This is a genomic window from Pseudomonas sp. S34 (genome assembly GCF_009866745.1).
Taxonomy (GTDB): domain Bacteria; phylum Pseudomonadota; class Gammaproteobacteria; order Pseudomonadales; family Pseudomonadaceae; genus Aquipseudomonas; species Aquipseudomonas jessenii.
Genome location: NZ_CP019398.1, coordinates 3,889,525 through 3,907,040, shown reverse-complemented (window position 1 = coordinate 3,907,040; position 17,516 = coordinate 3,889,525). Strand labels below are relative to the sequence as shown.

At 59.5% G+C, this 17,516-nt stretch carries 14 protein-coding genes; 8 read left to right on the top strand and 6 right to left on the bottom strand.

What is annotated here, in order from left to right; all coding sequences use genetic code 11:
• Positions 1-280: 280 nt before the first annotated feature.
• Both PspS34_RS17410 and PspS34_RS17405 read left to right on the top strand, forming a co-directional pair.
• Positions 281-1,234 (top strand): LysR family transcriptional regulator, encoded by a 954-nt coding sequence (locus tag PspS34_RS17410; RefSeq protein WP_154862426.1) that lies wholly within the window; start codon positions 281-283, stop codon positions 1,232-1,234.
• Positions 1,235-1,569: 335 nt separating this feature from the next.
• Positions 1,570-3,432, top strand: coding sequence for an ABC transporter ATP-binding protein (locus tag PspS34_RS17405; RefSeq protein WP_090454898.1), 1,863 nt, complete (start codon positions 1,570-1,572; stop codon positions 3,430-3,432).
• 98 nt (positions 3,433-3,530) lie between these two features.
• Here the strand turns inward: PspS34_RS17405 and PspS34_RS17400 are convergent, their stop codons facing one another.
• The 4 genes from PspS34_RS17400 to PspS34_RS17385 all read right to left on the bottom strand — a co-directional run bounded on the left by PspS34_RS17400 (position 3,531) and on the right by PspS34_RS17385 (position 7,665).
• The gene (locus PspS34_RS17400; protein ID WP_150814797.1) at positions 3,531-3,962 is read right to left on the bottom strand and encodes a VOC family protein; all 432 of its coding nucleotides are present in this window, start codon (positions 3,960-3,962) and stop codon (positions 3,531-3,533) included.
• Between the two features lie 160 nt (positions 3,963-4,122).
• The gene (locus PspS34_RS17395; RefSeq protein WP_154862425.1) at positions 4,123-5,475 is read right to left on the bottom strand and encodes an SLC13 family permease; all 1,353 of its coding nucleotides are present in this window, start codon (positions 5,473-5,475) and stop codon (positions 4,123-4,125) included.
• A gap of 169 nt (positions 5,476-5,644) precedes the next feature.
• Positions 5,645-6,439: a methylmalonyl-CoA decarboxylase gene (gene scpB, locus PspS34_RS17390; RefSeq protein ID WP_090454900.1), complete on the bottom strand. Its 795-nt coding sequence runs from the start codon at positions 6,437-6,439 to the stop codon at positions 5,645-5,647.
• A complete protein-coding gene (locus tag PspS34_RS17385) occupies positions 6,436-7,665 on the bottom strand; it encodes a CaiB/BaiF CoA-transferase family protein (protein ID WP_150814799.1) in 1,230 nt (409 codons plus the stop codon). The genes scpB and PspS34_RS17385 overlap by 4 nt, the downstream gene beginning before the upstream one ends.
• Before the next feature lie 180 nt (positions 7,666-7,845).
• On the opposite strand from PspS34_RS17385, the gene PspS34_RS17380 reads away from it, so the two are divergent.
• Positions 7,846-8,790, top strand: a complete 945-nt coding sequence (locus PspS34_RS17380) for a LysR substrate-binding domain-containing protein (RefSeq protein WP_150814800.1) — start codon at positions 7,846-7,848, stop codon at positions 8,788-8,790.
• A 165-nt stretch (positions 8,791-8,955) separates the two neighbouring features.
• Here the strand turns inward: PspS34_RS17380 and PspS34_RS17375 are convergent, their stop codons facing one another.
• Positions 8,956-9,228 (bottom strand): hypothetical protein, encoded by a 273-nt coding sequence (locus PspS34_RS17375; RefSeq protein ID WP_159390216.1) that lies wholly within the window; start codon positions 9,226-9,228, stop codon positions 8,956-8,958.
• Here PspS34_RS17375 and PspS34_RS17370 point away from each other — a divergent pair.
• The 4 genes from PspS34_RS17370 to PspS34_RS17355 all read left to right on the top strand — a co-directional run bounded on the left by PspS34_RS17370 (position 9,215) and on the right by PspS34_RS17355 (position 12,518).
• The gene (locus PspS34_RS17370; protein ID WP_154862423.1) at positions 9,215-9,514 is read left to right on the top strand and encodes a hypothetical protein; all 300 of its coding nucleotides are present in this window, start codon (positions 9,215-9,217) and stop codon (positions 9,512-9,514) included. The genes PspS34_RS17375 and PspS34_RS17370 overlap by 14 nt on opposite strands.
• 154 nt (positions 9,515-9,668) lie before the next feature.
• Entirely contained in the window at positions 9,669-11,024 is a 1,356-nt protein-coding gene (locus PspS34_RS17365) for an MATE family efflux transporter (RefSeq protein WP_150814801.1), read from the top strand.
• A gap of 115 nt (positions 11,025-11,139) precedes the next feature.
• Complete coding sequence (locus PspS34_RS17360) at positions 11,140-11,811, top strand: phosphoribosyltransferase (RefSeq protein WP_154862422.1); 672 nt, start codon at positions 11,140-11,142, stop codon at positions 11,809-11,811.
• 137 nt (positions 11,812-11,948) lie between these two features.
• Complete coding sequence (locus tag PspS34_RS17355) at positions 11,949-12,518, top strand: YceI family protein (protein ID WP_150814803.1); 570 nt, start codon at positions 11,949-11,951, stop codon at positions 12,516-12,518.
• A 336-nt stretch (positions 12,519-12,854) separates the two neighbouring features.
• Here PspS34_RS17355 and PspS34_RS17350 read toward each other — a convergent pair whose 3' ends face one another.
• On the bottom strand, positions 12,855-16,244 hold the full coding sequence (locus tag PspS34_RS17350) for a multicopper oxidase domain-containing protein (protein WP_159390215.1): 3,390 nt from the start codon (positions 16,242-16,244) through the stop codon (positions 12,855-12,857).
• A gap of 474 nt (positions 16,245-16,718) precedes the next feature.
• Here PspS34_RS17350 and PspS34_RS17345 point away from each other — a divergent pair, with 474 nt between their 5' ends.
• On the top strand, positions 16,719-17,441 hold the full coding sequence (locus tag PspS34_RS17345; RefSeq protein ID WP_150815266.1) for a GNAT family N-acetyltransferase: 723 nt from the start codon (positions 16,719-16,721) through the stop codon (positions 17,439-17,441).
• The last annotated feature ends 75 nt before the right edge of the window (positions 17,442-17,516 follow it).

The following is a 17,516-nucleotide window of genomic DNA, read 5'->3' as shown; positions in this document are numbered from 1 at the left end:
GATGGCGAAACTAGCCAGCAACTAAAAGCAACGACAAGAAAAGCTCTTGCTTTCAACTGTTAAGTTTTCAAGTCTGGTTGAGTGTTGTCGCTTCGGCGCGGCAACAAAGGCAGTGCATGTTGCTGGTGATATTTTCTATTAATCCGCCCTAGGTCTTTTAGGGGGGCTTTAATCATGCGTTCGAGTAGGAAGACGGCTCCCATGGACAGATTCTAGGGGGGGTTATGGTATTCGTAAATCTAGAATATAGTGATGGTGGTATCGGGAATTGGAATATCACATGGGACTGGACAGACTGGAAAGATGGGCGACAGTAAGGCACTTTCGCTTAGCTATAGCCTTGTTCGAATATGGCAGTGTCGTGCATGCAGCGCGCTCGCTTCACCTCTCACAGCCAACTGCCAGCAAGCTCTTGCAAGACCTTGAAGAGGCCGTGGGGGCTCAGCTCTACATACGGAACCGTCGAGGCGTTACACCTACAGAGCTTGGTCGGGCCTTTGTAGAGCGCAGCCGAATGGTGCTTGCTCAGCTAGACCATGTCTCCCAAGCTATTGATGCTCTTGGCAAGGGGCATGCGGGACGTGTTGCCATAGGAAGTGTGCTAACCGGATCAAGTTATCTCGTGCCTGCGGCTATTGCACGGCTTTGGAAAAAACAGCCAAGTGTCAGTATTAAAATTGTCGATGGAGTGAGTGGCGAACTGATACCTCGACTTATCTCGGGAGAGCTAGACTTCCTGATCGGGAGGCTTTCCGATGTTGGCTCAAGTGCTGCTGTCTCTCAGGAAGCTCTTTTTAGCGAGAATGCCATCGTTGTTGCGAGGAGGGGACATCCTCTTGTTCAACAATCAAAGGTTCAACTTGAAGAACTCGCACGCGAAGCCTGGATTCTTCCACCCGCAGAGACGACCTTGCGGAAGCAGTTTGATAGCATCTTTTATCGGGAAAATGTTGATCCGCCGTGTGCAGCTATAGAAACGGTGTCCTTCTTCAATATACTTTGGCTATTAAAACAGACAGACCTTCTTGGGATATTGCCCCAGTCGGTTGTTTTCGATCCGGCACACAGTAGTAGCCTTGTTCCGCTTCCCGCTTTAGAACCTATGATTCTGGAACAGATCGGTATTTCCCGCCTGGCAGGTACTACTTTACCGCCTGCCGCTTCCGCTTTAGTGGTGGCATTAAGGGAAGTGATGCATGGCACCTTAGACATCAGGGTGGACTTTCGAGGATGACTGAATTTAGTTCTCTGTAGTGAATGCTATGAGTCATGTTCAATCAGTCGCCATTGGCATGAATTTCCTCAGCCACCTGCGTTTCTGTCTGTGATGTTTTCGGCTGCTTCTGGCTGAAAGCGGTCCTTGGATGAGCGTCCGGTCTTGGCCTGTTCCCTTCGATACCGGCCGATCTATCCCTGCCGACCGGGTCTCTGGCAACGTTTGATAGCCCGCATCCGGCAACCCGATCCTAAGAGCGACCTGCCAACAGCGTCATACCTCAACTTCGCAAAACCCTCAAAGCAACCGTTCAATGGCAGAATCTCCTCAACTTGATCGTTTTGGAGAACTCCATGCTTCGTGCGTTTGAACGAAGGCTCGACCCCTTTCCTCCTGACGAGGTACCACCGCCACCCGATGGCCTGGCTCGCTTCCTGTGGGCCTGTACGCGGGGCGCCCGCGGTTACATCCTTGCACTTGCGCTACTAAGTGCCGGTGTGTCGATTTACGAAGCCTGGCTGTTTTCTTTCCTCGGGCAGGTCGTGGACCTGCTCTCGACCTGGCAGGCAGGCGGTGAAGCGGCTGCGCAGGAAAGTCGCGTGTTGTGGGGCATGGGCATCGTAATGGTGACCAGTGTCGGGCTGGTGGCGTTGCGCACCATGGTGCAGCACCAGATATTGGCGATTAACTTGCCGTTGCGGCTGCGCTGGGACTTCCATCGCCTGATGTTGCGACAAAGCCTTTCGTTTTTTTCCGATGAGTTTTCCGGCCGAGTCACTACCAAGGTGATGCAGACTGCGCTAGCGGTGCGCGACGTGCTATTCACCCTTATCGAGATCGCACCCGGGATCGGGGTGTATTTCATTGCGATCATCGCACTGGCCGGCGGCTTCGCTCTGAAACTGATGCTGCCTTTCGTTGCCTGGGTCGTGTTGTTCGGCCTGGCCATGCTGTACTTCGTGCCCCGTCTGGGGAAAGTCGGGCAGGAACAGGCTAATGCGCGGTCGATGATGACCGGGCGTATCTCGGACGCCTACACGAACATCACTACGGTGAAACTGTTCTCCCACTCCAATCGTGAAGCGCACTTCGCGCGCGCAGCGATGGAGGATTTCAAGCACACCGGCTTTCGCCAGATGCGCCTGGTAAGCCAGTTCGAAATCGTCAACCAGGCATTGGTGGTGGCGTTGATCATGGCAGCGGGTGGTTATGCCCTGTGGCTATGGCACCAGGGTGAGGTCGGCGCAGGTGCCGTGGCGGCAATCACCGCCATGGCGTTGCGTATCAATGGCATGTCGAACTGGATCATGTGGCAAATGACCTCGCTGTTCGAGAGCATCGGCACCGTGCAGGATGGCATGGCAACGCTGACCCAGGGCACCAAGGTGCAGGACGCGCCGGGTGCCGGCGTGCTGGTGACCTCCGGCGGCGCGGTAACCTTCGATAAGGTGAGCTTCAATTACAATGGTGAACGCCAGGTGCTCGATGGCCTGAGCCTGAGCATCCGCCCGGGCGAAAAAATCGGCTTGGTTGGCCGTTCTGGCGCCGGCAAATCCACGCTTATCAACTTGCTGCTGCGTTTCTATGACGTCGACAGCGGGGAGATTCGCATCGACGGCCAAAACATCGCACAAGTGACGCAAGACAGCCTGCGTGGCTGCATCGGTATGGTCACGCAGGATACCTCCCTGCTGCACCGTTCCATTCGCGACAACATCGCCTACGGCCGTCCCGATGCGACCGACGCGCAAATCCGCAGCGCCGCGGCCAATGCCCAGGCCGATGAATTCATAAGCCAATTGAGCGACCGGCAAGGCCATACCGGTTACGACACCCTTGTGGGTGAGCGCGGCATCAAGCTGTCGGGCGGCCAGCGCCAACGCGTCGCGATTGCCCGGGTGATGCTCAAGAACGCCCCGATCCTGCTTCTTGACGAGGCCACCAGCGCGCTGGACTCGGAAGTCGAAGTGGCCATTCAGGAAAGCCTCGATGAAATGATGCAGGGCAAGACGGTGATCGCCATCGCCCATCGGCTGTCCACGATTGCAGCCATGGATCGGCTCATCGTCATGGATGACGGACGCATCATCGAACAGGGCACCCACACCGAATTGCTCGGGAAGAACGGCGTCTATGCGCGGCTTTGGCAGCATCAAAGCGGCGGGTTCCTGGGGGAGGATAAGGGCGTGGTAGAAGAGGCTATGGATCAGGCGTGAGTGTGAAGGGTGCGTAGCAGGGGAAGGGGCTTTGAGCGGTGCAGTGGGACGAGAGGGGAGGGTCACGACCGTCGCCACTCGTCAAGGGCTGCTCTGATTCAGATTGAGCAAGCCGGTCTCTCACCCAACCGCTCTACCAACCTTACGAGATAACCGTCGGGATCCTGGACGATGAATTCGCGCTGGCCTACTTCTACATTGTCAGCCCGATACCAGGTGTCTTTGCATTCTCGATAGAGAGGAAATCCAGCCTGATCAAGTTTTTGGATGATGGGTGCGACAGCCTCAACATCAATCTGCAGGTTGATGCCTCTTCCAAACGGCTTGGTCAACGGCGCAGTCAGCCATTGACCCGCGTCCGAATCAACCTGCTCAAGCATTACTTGAGCACCATTCAAATCAAGGTATGCAAATCCATCTTCCGGGCGTTGATAAGCTACTTTGAACTCCAGGCAATAAACCCAAAAAGCCAGGCTGCTATCCAGGTTGCTTACCATTAACTCCGGAACCAGTTTGTTACGTTCGAACATGAGATGACTTCCATTTCAAAAGGCTCATTTTTGCGGGCGGACAGGTTCTGCACTTATGGCTTCGATTCTTCCCTTCCGAAAATCGTGTAGGAGTTTACCCCTCGTGGCAGGTGACGGAAAAATTGAGTCCATCAGGTTGATCAGGGCTTGACCCGAAGGCTCAGAGCACCCCGGGCACCACCAGGGTCAACCAGGCAACACAGGGTCCCACCAGGGCAACCACCGCGCTATAGATCAGCAGACTGCGCAACACTTTTTCTCGCTCCAGCGGGGGGGTATTGGCAACCACCAGCGCACCATTGGTGGAGAACGGGCTGGTGTCGACGATGGTGGTGGAAATGGCGATAGCCGCGACCACGCCGACCGCACTGATGTGGCCCTGGCTCAAGAATGGCACGGCCAAGGGAATGATCACCCCTAGCAACGCCGTGGACGAAGCGAAGGACGAGATAATTGCGGCCGTGAAGCACAGCAGCAAAGCGACCAGCAGCGGTTCACCCAAGCCGGAGATGCCATGGGCGACATAGTCGATGGTACCGATGGTCTGCATCACTCCGATGTAAGTGATGATCCCGGTAATCAGCAGAACAGTCGACCAACTGACCTTGTCGATGGCCGCCTTCTGCGCCTTGGGCGCGAACATGGCCAGGACTACCGCGACCGTCATGGCCACCAACCCGATATTGAACTTGAACACTAATGCCGAGATCGCCAGGGCCAACAGCCCGACCAGCGTCGACAGCTTGGCCCCGTCCAGGCCGCTGAGGGTATGTAGCGGCGCACCGGCACCCGTCAGGTCAGTACGATGATAAGCAGGGGACGCCGGCGTACCACCGTGGCCAAGAATGGCCAGCGATGCACCGGCAGCATGCAATTCGGGACCGGACGGGACCACCACCATTGACACGCGAGCGCTACGTAAACCACCGAAGACTACGAATACCACCATGGCAATCCCCAGGTTGAACAGCAGGCTGGCGATGAACAGAGTGAACGGTGCATAAGGCAGCCCGGAGGACGCAACGATCTGATTGGTTATGCCACCGAAAATACTCACAGGGGAGAAACTGCCGCCTTGAGCGCCGTGAATCACCATCAGTCCCATGAGCACGGGGTTGATGCGGTACTGCACGGCGAAGTTGAGAGCAATGGGCGCGAGGATGGCTGCCACCGCAGGGCTCAGCGCACCGAAACCGGTGAGCAGCGCCGCCACCACGAACATCACCCAGGGTATCCAGGCGACATGGCCACGCACCATCAACACTGCCCGTTCGATCAGCCAATCGATGGTGCCGTTGTTCTGGGCGATGCCGAATAAATAGGTGACACCGACCAAAGTCAGGAACAGGTCACTGGGAAAGCCGGCGAAGATGGCCGCCGGTGTCATGTCCATTATCACCGAACCGACGATAAAGACCGCCGCGAACGCCAGCGCGCCCATATTGATGGGCAACACGCTGGCGATGCCGAAAATGACCACTAGCACTAAAATCGACAGAATTTCATTATTCATTTCAATCTGACTCCCCGCATTCGGACGGTCCCGCAGGTACCGTCCTTGTTGTTATTGTTTCGGGATGTTTAGCAATCGACTCGCTTCGGGCCGAGCGTGACGAAACGAGGAAGCGTGGCTTGCCTGCGAAGTCGGTCGTACAAACACAGAAGCTTTCAACGCTGTCGTGCTAATTGCCATTAAATGCTGCTGGCCGGCGCTCGGCAAAGGCTGCCAGTCCTTCGCCAAAGTCAGCACTTTCGCAGGCTTGTCGGCGCAGTTCGGCAATCTGCTCCATCGCCTGCACCGGAATCGGTTGCAAGTCTTCGAGGATACGCAGCTGTTCCTTGACCGCCGCAACGGCTAGCGGCGCTTTGCAGGCGATGCCGTGTGCCAGCTCCAGCGCGGTCGCTTCCAGCACATCAGTGTCGACCAATCGGTTGACCAGACCAAACCGTTCCGCCCGCACCGCATCGAGCTTTTGTGCAGTGAAAAACATTTCCTTCAACACATGAATCGGCAAATTGTTGAAGAAGCGCAGCAATCCACTGGTGGTGTAGGGCAATCCAATGTTCACCGGAGTCATGGCAAAGCTTGCGCTGCGGTCCGCGACGACCATGTCGCAGCTCATTACCAGATCCACCGCGCCGCCCCACACCGAGCCGGACACCAGGGCAACCACCACGCCGGGATAGGCGCGGATGCGGCGCAATACCTGTTCGAGCGGTTTGCCATAGGCAATCGGGTCGCGGTCGTGTTGCAGTTCGCGGATATCGTGGCCGGCACTCCACACGGATTGGCCGACTTCGCTGCCGAGGATCACCACCGGGATGCGTTGTGACGCCAGTGCGATGAGACTTTCGTCGAGCGCCGTCAGCAGTTGCGCGCTGAGTGCATTGCGGTGTGTGGGGTTGCTGAAGACCAGCCGCGCGATGCGTTCATCGACCCGGTTGACGGTCACTGTTGTGGAAGAGGCTGAATTCATTGTGCGGCTCCTGTCGATTGCGCGCCGGTCATGTCATCGGCGTTCTGGAACACTATTTTAGCGGCGAGCAGTGCGTTGATTGATGCAGCGTCGAAACCGGCTTCGCGCAATACTTCGACGGTGTGTTCGCCAAGCAGCGGCGGTGGGCGGCTGACAACGCTGTCATTGGCGCAGAACACCGGGGTCACTACCTGACGCAGTGCACCAAGGGTCGGGTGCGTGAGTGTCTCGGTCAGTTGGCTGTGCAGTACCTGCGGGTCGTCGAAGACCTCATCGAGTGTGTTGATCGGGCCGGCGGGTAATCCTGCGTCGACGAACAGCGAGGTCCACTCGCGTTTGCTGCGGGTTTTCAAACGACTTTCCAGAATCTCTCTCAATTCGTCACGACGTTCGACCCTCGCTTCATTGGTGGCGAAGCGCGAATCATCCGGCAGCTCGGGCAAATCGAGCAGTATGCACAAACGCCCCCACATGGCCGAGGTGATCGGCGCCAGATTGAGCGGGCCATCCTTTGTCTGGAACACGCCGTAAGGTGCAATCACCGAATGGGCGTTACCGGTGCGGCGCGGCACATCCCCCAGGCTGAGGTAGCGTTGGCCGTGCACACTCAGCAACCCGACCAGACTGGCCAGCAGCGACGTGCTGACATGTTGGCCACGCCCGGTGCGCTCGCGCTCGAGCAGCGCGGCCAGCACCGCTGTCACCAGCCACATGCCCGAAGTCAAATCGCCGATGGCGGTGCCGGTGCGTGTCGGGTCGCCATCGACGAAACCGGTCAGGCTCATCAGCCCCGAGTAGCCTTGGGCGATCTGGTCGAAGCCCGGCCAACTGCTCATCGGCCCGTCGGCGCCAAAGGCGTTAATGCTGCCCAATACCAGTCGCGGATTGCGGGCGCTGAGCACCTCATAACCGAGGCCCATGCTTTCCAGCGTGCCCGGTTTGAAGTTCTCGATGACGACGTCGGCGTCATCGATCAGCTGCTCGATGGTGGTCAACCCTTCGGGGGTGCGCAAGTCAATGCACATGCCGCGTTTGTTGCGGTTACACGATAAATAGTAGGTGCTCACGCCACGGTCGAAGGGGCCCCAGGTGCGGCTCATATCGCCAGTCGGGCCGGGCTCGATCTTGATTACATCGGCACCGAGGTCTGCCAGCACCATGGTGCAGAACGGCCCGGACAGTGCGCGACTCAGGTCGACGATTTTCACGCCTTGCAAAGCTTGCATAGGACTCTCCATTGAAGGGTTGAATACCGGCCATTGCACCAAGGCCGTTGAAGCGCCATTCGCCTGTGACGACCGTTAGCGCTTCGTGTTGTGAGACGAGTCTAGGCGCCGTATCTCATAACCTTCAAATATGATATTCCTCTACATTCATCGGAAAATCATATGGCTTGGGAGGTACACATGGACCTGCGCCAGTTGCGGTATTTCATCAAGGTGGTCGAGTGCGGGAACATCACCCGCGCCAGTGAAACGCTGCATATCGCGCAGCCAGCCATCAGTCAGCAGATGCGCAACCTGGAACAGGACATGGGCATGCAACTGCTCGAGCGCAGCGTGCATGGCGTTGTTCCCACGGCGGCTGGGCAAACGCTTTATCGGCATGCCATCGAACTGCTGCGCCAGGCCGACGGCACCCACGAACTGCTGCGCCAGGACGCCGAATTCCCGCAAGGCAAAGTCTCGGTCGGCATGCCGTCGAGTACGGCGCGCATGCTGGCAATTCCGCTCGCACGCACGATTCGCAGCCGTTATCCGGGTATCAAGTTGGAATTGATTGATTCTCCGAGCGCCGAACTCGGACGTCTGATCACGGTAGGGCGAGTGGCACTGGCGGTGAATGTCGATGTGGTCGAAACCCGGGGCATGGCTTTCCGGCGGCTGTTAACCGAAACGCTGTACTTGGTGGCGTGGCCGGAGTTTTCATTACCGGATGAACCGGTGTCGATTGAGGCATTGGCGAAGATGCCGCTGGTGCTGCCCTGTGCTCCGAACACCATTCGCAGTCGGGTCGAATTTGCACTGCAGGAGGCCGGCCTGAAATGCGAGGTTGAATTCGAAGCCAATTCCACCGACCTGTTGTTCTCAGCCGTCAAGGCGCAGCTCGGTGTCACGATCCTGCCGTGGGCCGCGGCCCATGTTGAGCTTGTGCAACACAGGCTCAAGCTGGCCAGGATCGATCATCGACTGTTCAAGCGGGATCTTTCGCTGTGCTGGCATGACACGGTTGTAGAGAGCAATGCCGTGCAGAAGGTCAAGTCGACCATTTTCGAGCTGTTCGAGGAGTTCGAGCGGCAGCCGGGGTGGGCAGATGAACTGGTCAAAGGAAAGAACCTCCAAGACTACTGACAGGCTATATTGGGTCGAAGTAGTCGTTCGTGAGCGGCTGCTTTTGACGATTGCTGCCTGTCGCGAAGGTCTGAAAACGAAAACAGACGAAATTTACGCCACAGAACAAAAAGCCGCTTTTCTCGTCGGACAAAAAGAACGGGCACCTTTGGCGCCCGTTTTCATTCACTCCGCCACCTGCGCCCGCAACCGCCGCCCAATCACATCCATCAAATCACAACCATCCCTCAACGGAATGACCAGCAGCTTGGAAAAGTCCTCCAACACCACGGTGTCGCAACCAAGTTCTGATCGGTAGGCAATGTTTTCCAGCACTTGCGTGACTGTCCGAATACTGTAGTCGGCCATGGCTTGCAGGACGTCGAGGGGGGCTTGGGTGTCGATGAGCAGGGAGGCCGGAACCAGGTCGATTCCGGTGAGGGGCATGTATCTTTCCATAGATGAAACTCCGATCAGTGCAAAGGTTGACTGCCGCTCACTCGTCGCCAAACGAATGGGTGACAGCTGTACGCAGGTTGGCGAACCGGGATCGGAAAACCGGCAGACCCGAAGGTCTCCCGCGCACAGCTGCCATAAAGACAGCTTTGCGAAGGTGCAACAGCATCTGCAAAAAAGCACAGAGCTTTTGCATCCGATCGAACAGGTCGCCAAACCTGGTCGCCATTTGGGCGACGGGGCGGACTATAAGCTTCATCAAGGCCGTGGGCAAGGTGAGGGCTTCTGAGGTTGTCGTAGGATCGCCGATGATGAAACTTCAGACCTTTCACCTCACGTCGCTGGAAATATAAACACAGACCTGAGATGTTCACGGGCCCTTGGATTCAGCCACCCACGCTATCCTTAATCATCGCTCCGGCCGTCGAGATGGACCTTCCCGAATGCAAACCCAACCCCAACGCCCCCTCTGGAAAACCTACCTGTTGTTCCTCGCCCCCATGGTCCTGTCGAACTTCCTGCAATCCATGTCCGGTACGGTCAACAGCATCTACATCGGCCAGATGCTCGGCACCCAGGCCCTGGCGGCGGTGTCGGGGATGTTCCCCATCGTGTTTTTCTTCATCGCCCTGGTGATCGGCCTCGGTGCTGGCGCGGGTGTGTTGATCGGGCAGGCGTGGGGGGCGCGGGAGACGCATCTGGTGAAGGCGATTGCCGGGGCGACGTTGTTGTTGGGGGTGTTGATCGGGTTGGTGGCGGCGGTGGTGGGGAGCGTGTTTGCGCGGTCGGCGCTGGTGGGGTTGGGGACGCCCGCGGATGTGCTGGACGATGCGGTGGCGTATGCCCATGTGATGTTGTGGATCATGCCGTCGCTGTTGGTGTTCGTGTTGTTCACGCAGTTGCTGCGCGGGGTGAGCGATACGTTGTCGCCGTTGTTGGCGCTGGTGGTGTCGACCTGTGTGGGACTGGCGCTGACACCGGCGTTGATTCGCGGGTGGCTGGGTTTTGCGCCGATGGGGATTCAGAGTGCGGCGATTGCCGGGTTGGTGGGTAACCTGGTGGCGATGGGGTTGCTGGCATGGCGCTTGATCGGCAAGGGCCATCCGTTGGCGCCGGATCGCGAGTTCTTTGCGGCGATGAAGCTGGACGTGGCGATCCTCGGCAAGGTGCTGCGCATCGGTTTGCCCACCGGGTTGCAGATGGTGGTGTTGTCGCTGTCGGAGTTGGTGATTCTGGCGCTGGTGAACCAGCACGGGTCCCAGGCGACGGCGGCGTATGGCGCGGTGACGCAGATCGTCAATTACGTGCAGTTCCCGGCGCTGTCGATTGCGATCACCGCGTCGATCCTTGGCGCCCAGGCGATTGGGGCGGGGCGCATCGAGCGCATCGGGCCGATCCTGAAGACCGGGCTGATGATCAACGTGTGTTTGACCGGTGGTCTGGTGGTGCTCGGGTACTTGTTGTCGAGTTGGTTGCTGGCGTCGTTCCTCACTGAGGAGGCGACACTTGGCATGGCCGAGCACTTGTTGCACATCATGCTCTGGAGCCTGTTGGTGTTTGGTTTCCAGGCGATTATCGGCGGCATCATGCGCGCCAGCGGTACGGTGATGGTGCCGGTGGCGATTTCCATTGTGTGCGTGGTGGGCGTGCAGTTGCCGGCGGCGTATCTGCTGGATGCGAAGTTTGGATTGCAAGGGGTGTGGATGGCGTTTCCGGTGGCGTATCTGGGGATGCTGGTGTTGCAGACGCTGTATTACAAACTGGTGTGGCAGCATCAGAAGATTGAGCGGTTGGTGTAGGCGGAACGCTGCGGGAGGGGCATGCTGTTCACAGGTCCCTTGCCACAAAGCCCCTCGCCACAAAAGGACGGTGTGACTGAAAAAGACAGGCGCTATCGCCTGGGGAGGTTTTCAAATGAGCCCCTTGTCCCATTCCATCCTGCAAGACCGACCAGCAGCCGGGCGGCGTTTGATTGAGCCGTTGCTGCCTTACGCCAATCGCCCCGACGTCATCGTTCTGGCCTTGCCCCGTGGCGGCGTGCCGGTGGCTTATGAGGTGGCCACGGCGCTGAAGGTTCGCCTGGACCTGATGCTGGTGCGCAAGCTCGGCGTGCCGTCCCACCCGGAGTACGCCATGGGCGCGATTGCCAGCGGTGGTATCCAGATTCGTAATGAAGAGGCGCTGCGGGTGCACCCGATTGATCGCGCCGCTTTCGACGCCGTGGTCGAACGGGAAAGCCGCGAGTTGCTACGCCGCGAACAGGTCTACCGTGGCACGCGACCGGCGGTGCAGCTCAAGGATCAGGTGGTGATCCTGATCGACGACGGCTTGGCCACCGGGGCTTCGATGAGGGCGGCGATCCAGGCGCTGCGGGCGCAGGCGCCATCGCGCATCGTGGTGGCGGTGCCGGTGGCGCCGATCGAAACGGTGGAGGCGCTGCGCAGCGAGGTGGATGAGTTGATCTGTCCGCTGATGCCCGAGTGGTTCACGTCGATTGGTCATTGGTATATGAATTTTTCCCAAACCTCGGATGCCGAGGTGATCGACCTGTTGCGGCGGGCGTGGCAACGCGGGGAGTGCGGGTAGCGCTGGCGGCCAGCGGCAGGTGGTCGCAAATCAACGGGTGAGGTGGAATAAACGCCGGTTGTTTGCTTTAGTCCATCTGATACGACCCGACTTGTGCGGCACGCCAACTCAGGACGGGAGCCCTCCCGGAGAGCGTCATGAACCTTCGATCCGCGCGTTGCGTCGCTCTGGCCGGCACGTTGGTGTTCGGCCTGGTGCCGTTTGCTGGAGCCGTGGAATACAAGGATGTGAACGCCAGGGCCAGTACCTTGAGCTTCACCTATGAGCAGATGGGGTCGAGAGCCTACGGCACCTTTGGCAAGTTCAAGGCCAAACTGGACTTCGACACCGATAACCCCGGCGCCGCCCATGCCGCGCTGACCATCGACCTGAACAGCATCGACGCTGGCAACAGCGACGCCAACACCGAGCTGCAAAAACCGGCGTGGTTCGACACGGCGACTTATCCGGTGGCGACCTTCGAGTCGACGTCCATCAAGGCCCTGGGCAATAACCGCTACACCATCACCGGCAAACTTTCCCTGCGGGGGCTTACTCGAGAAGTGAGTGTACCGGTGCTGCTCAAATCCGAGAGCGCCATCGGCATCTTCGAGGGCCAACTGGTGCTCAAGCGTGACGACTTCAAGATCGGCGAGGGCGAGTGGGCGGACAGTGTGGTGTCCAACGAGATCAATATCCGCTTCCGGATGGTGGCGCCGCAAAGGTGACTGGGACCTCATCGATAGTTCGTCGGCCAATCATGTGACCATGCTGCCAGGGGGATGGAATGTGGTTTGTCTGATAGACCGAGGTGCCGCCATCGCGGGCAAGCCCGCTCCCACAAGGATCTTCAGCGAGCCTATAAATTATGCTCGACGCAGACCCCCTGTGGGAGCGGGCTTGCCCGCGATGGCGGTGTAACAGTCAATACCAAGGCTGAGATCCATCAGGCACTTTGCGGATAGAGCGGACAGTCAACAAAACCCACTTCGGTCCCACCGCACGCTGCACAAAAGAAAAACGCCCGATCCACATTGCATGGGCCGGGCGTCGATCAATCCGCTCTAGTTCGCCTTTATCGGCACCGTCACGGTTTTGCCGAAGGCCGATTTGATGGTCGCCGTCGGGCTAGGCGACGGGCCGCTGCCGGCGGTGGTCACTGCTATATTCCAGCGCGCGCCTGTGGCCGTAGGCGTCAGGACGGCAGCGCCAAGGTTCACCGTACCGGTTGTGGTGGTGGCCGTCGCCGTGATGGTATTGCCCGTGCCACGGGAGGTGGTGCCGGACAGGACCCAATACCAGCGGCTGTTGCTGCGGGCGGTGACGGTGGCGCTGGTAACGATCAGGCTCTCGTTGACCGCTGCCGAGACCGCCACGGATACCGGCGCCGGTGCCGACTCGGCACCCTTGGCATCGGCGGCCTTATAGGTAAAGGTCGCGGTGAACGGCGCAGGGACCGTGGCCGGTGGTGTGTAGGTCACGCGCAGGCCATCGGTGCTGACCACGCCCTTGCCGGAGTCCGGTTGCTCCAGACCCACCACTTTAAGTGGCACGTTACCGTCAGGGTCGCTGTCGTTGGCCAGCACGTTGATGATCACCGGTTGGCCGGTGTTACTGATGGCGCTGTCGGCGTTGGCAATCGGTTTTTGGTTATCGGGGTCCTCGACACGTGTATCGCCAGTGCGGAAAGTCGGCAGCGCCGCGGAATTGACGTAGGTGACGCCGTCCCAGCCGGGCAGGGGGGTTGGCATCAACTGGAACTGGCCGGGGTGCTCGACATCCCAGCGCAGCAGCATGGAGGTGTCCTCGTGCTGGGTGTTGTGGCAGTGCTCCATGTAGGTCCCGGCGAATTCGCGGAAGCGGATCGCTATCTCCACGTCCACCGAACTGTCGACTTCTTGCCCGATGCGATAGACGTCCTTGCGCGCCCATTTTTCCCATTCCGGCGGTGCCTTGCCGTCGCGCTTGAGGACGATCCCTTCTTCGAAGTGCACGTGCACCGGGTGGCTCCAGCCGTTGCCGCCGTTGATGATTTTCCACACTTCCAGAGTGCCGTCGCCGGAGAACCCGGCAGCGGTCGGGCCGGTAGCCAGTTGCGGAGCGGCGCTGATGATCCGAGGGTCCATCTGGTAGCCGAAACCGCCGTCGGTCTTGATGGTCCAGGGTTCTTCGTCGGTACCGTCGGAGCGGCCGAAGGTGAACTCGCGATGGCGCGCCGCCTTGAGCGTGGCTTGCACCGTCGGATCGTCACGGTTGAGGGTCAGCGGGATCATGCTTTTACCCACCGGCTGGCCTGGCTTGGCGGGTTCGTAGTCGGCGGGGTTCATGCTCACGTCCTGGCCGGCATAAGTCTGCACCACCATCTGCATGAACTTGCCCACCACCGGGTCGCCGGCGTCCCATTCCAGCCCTTTGCTGCCCAGCTTGAGCACCGCCTTGTACCTGCCGGACAAGACATCGGCCAGGCTCTGCGATGCAACCTCCGGACCCTTGCCGTCGTGGTGCTCCATCAGGTTGACGAAGTACAGCTTGTCGCCGGTCTTGATCCCGTGTTTCGAGAAGTTGACGATGATGTCGTAACGCTCGGCGATGGCCAGGGTGGGCAGGATAGCGTTGTGGTCCTGCACATCGCCGTCGGCGTCCAGGTCCATGCTCCCGTCGAACGGCACCGCGTGTTCCATGAGGTTGCCGTCGTTGGCGATCATATGGAACGGCACGCGGGTGTAAGACAGGCCGGAACCCGCCGGGCCGGGGAATTCGCCACCGGTACCGGCGATCTCACGCACCAGCGCGATCTTGAAGTAGCGCGACACCGAGCCATTGAGAATGCGGAAACGATAGCTGCGCGCCCGCACGTTCAGGCGCGGCTGGTACTGCCAGTTGACCAGCATCTGATCGCCAAGAAAACCATCGGTGTTGAACGGGTTGAACCACAGTTGGCCATTGGTATCCCAGGCCTTGTCGGCAATCATCAGGTTGACGTCATAGTCGCGGTTGCCCCAGGGCAACGCCGAACCGCTGGGCAGGCGCAGGTTGACGCCGTCTTGCAGCGCTTCGTTGCCACGATCCATGGCGCTGTAGTAGTTCATCATCACCGCGTTGCCCTTGTAGACGTTCTGCGCGGTGAAATCGAGCATGTGGTCGTGGAACCAGTGGGTGCTCATGGCTTCGCGCCAGTCGCCACGGATCTTGATGCTGCCGTTGTCGCAGGTCTTGAAGCCCGGCGTGGCATCGTTGACGAACAGGGTTTCACCCGGCGCGCAGGGGAACGCCGCGCGCGGATCCTGAGCGCTGGTGTTGATGGTGTCGTAACCGGCCAACTGGATCGGCCAGCGATAGTCGTAGTACTGCCCCGGAAAGAAAAACGCATTGGAATAGCCGTCGCTTTCGGCCGGGGAGTGGCCGTTGTGTTCGTGGGTGCTGAGGGTATGCAGGCCGAACCCCATGTTGGCCGACGGATCAATCGGCAGGGCGTTGTAGTGGCGCATCAGCACCGGTTGGCCGTACCGCACCATCAGCAGTTTTGGCGGAAAGGTGCCGTCGAAAGTCCAGAGCGCCTTGTGGTTCTGAATCGGCATGTTGGGGTGAAAACGGGTGTCGATACCTTTGGTGGTGCCTGTTATGACCGGGGTGTCCGAGGTCTGGTTGTAGAGCCCGCCCGGCCCGAACTCACCGACGGCGTAGTTGTGCAGCTGCCGGCGGTCGCGCATGCCGCCGTTGAGCTTGGCGCCGGCTTGAGCGGTCTTGAAGGCGACCTGTGGGTAGAACTCGTTCCAGCGCTGGTGCGACCAGCCTTTTCCTGGCGGACGACCTTCGGCCGGCGAGCCCACCGGATGGCGGTTGAGGAAGGCTTCGATCTGCGCTTTCCACGGGTTGCGGTCCAGCACGTTGGAATACTGCGCCGGAAACGGGTACAGCCCCGGCTGGCGCATGAAGGCTTCCAGCGCCGCGGCCGAAGGGCCGCTGCGGGCGATGTTGTTCGGGTCTTGCGTGGGCGCCGGGCCGACGATCGGAACCGGGAAAGTCAGGGGCGGTGCCGGCAGTGTCGGGTCGAGTTTTTCCGTGCCGAATTCTTCGAACAGCAGCAGTTGCTGAGTGTACGGCTGGGCCCCGAACAATGGGCTGGGCTTGCCGTTGGTGGGGATTTTGAAGGATGTCTGCAGGGCTGGCGGCAGCACGTTGTCGGTCGTTGGCGTGGTGCGGGTGCCGTACACACCATTGGGCAGGGCGTAGGAGCCCTGGTTGGTGGGAGGCATGGTCTCTATGGCATCCAGCGCGGCCTGGGGGTCGGCCGGCGGGTTGGTATACGCCGACGGATCTGTTGGCGGCGGCGGGCTAACATCGTCAAGCGGTGCTGCGTTGACGATGCCGAGGCTGACGTTGATCAGCATCACAGCGGCGATGCCCGGTTTGCTGAAAAAGCCGAGCGATTTGAGGTCAGTTTTGTTTTTCATCTTTTTTCCTCGGGACGCGTCGGTGTGGCTGACGTTCGCAAAACGCTGGACGCAATAGGTGTGCCAATCGCGGGGAAATTTGGGGGAAACAAAAAACTGTTTGATATCAAAAGGCTGGCGGTTTGGGTTTTGGTCCTGATGGCGCAGTAGGTGGGAATCCTCAACGTTGGGGGCTTTCACCCACCCGTTCTCCCCCGTTCATACCCGAGGTCGGTGTGGTGGTAACCGCTTTCGCGAGCAGGCGAGCTCCCACAGCAGATTGAGGTGTGGGCAATACCGCTGTCCCCTGAAGGAGCAGGCCTGATCGCGAAGAGGCAAGTTCATCCAGCACAATGTGTGCCGGACTCACTGTTGTCGGCCTTGAAAATGATGCGCATGGCTCAAGGAGGGTGGATGTCTGTCCATCACCTTCGGACCGGACGTGCCGGGCGCGCTATGATAGGCGGCCCTTGCCTCCCGGAGCCTGTCACCGCAATGCCCCTGATCAGCCATTTCAAAACCCCGTGCCCCGAGCACATCAATAGCCAGATCCTGCAGATGGTGGTCGACAACCTGACCGACATCAGCATGGTCGCGATCCCGCCCAGCAACCTGCTGTACAACCTCTATCAATACGCGATCGGCTATGAGGTGCACCTGTATCTGGAAGCGCTGAACGGTGAAAAAGGCATTGCCGTGGAGTTGATCGTCGCCACGGACGAAGACGACCCGCAAAAGGTAACGGGCTTTGTGCTGTACCTGCCGGTGCAGGACGACCCCGAGGCCTGCGGCGTGGCGTACATGGCAGTGCAGGCCGAGTATCGGCGCCAGGGCGTGGCCCGGCGGATGCTGCGGGAAATGGTCGGTCGCTACCCCCATGCCGAGCTGACCTGCGCGGTGGCCAAGGTGCCGTATTTCGAGGCGATGGGCTTTGGGGTGGTGGGCGTGCGTGCGACCCAGGTGTTGATGAACACTCGCGACCACGCTACCGCTGGCTTGATGGCGCTGCTGGATGTGGCGTCGATCTACAGCTCGCTGGAAGTGCGGCAGATTCATACCTACCTGCTGCAAAAGCATGGCAAGCGGGCCATGACCGACGCGGAAAAACAGCGCGACCGGCATCTGGACCAGCTGACGCGCAAGGCTCAGGCGTTTGTGCGGGGGCGGTTGGGTGACGATGCGGTGCCGGCCGCTGGCCCTCGATTGCGCCTGGTCTGATCGCACTCTCCTGAACCCCCACAAATCCCCCTGTGAGAGCGAGCTTGCTCGCGATGAGGCCGGGTCAGTCGACAT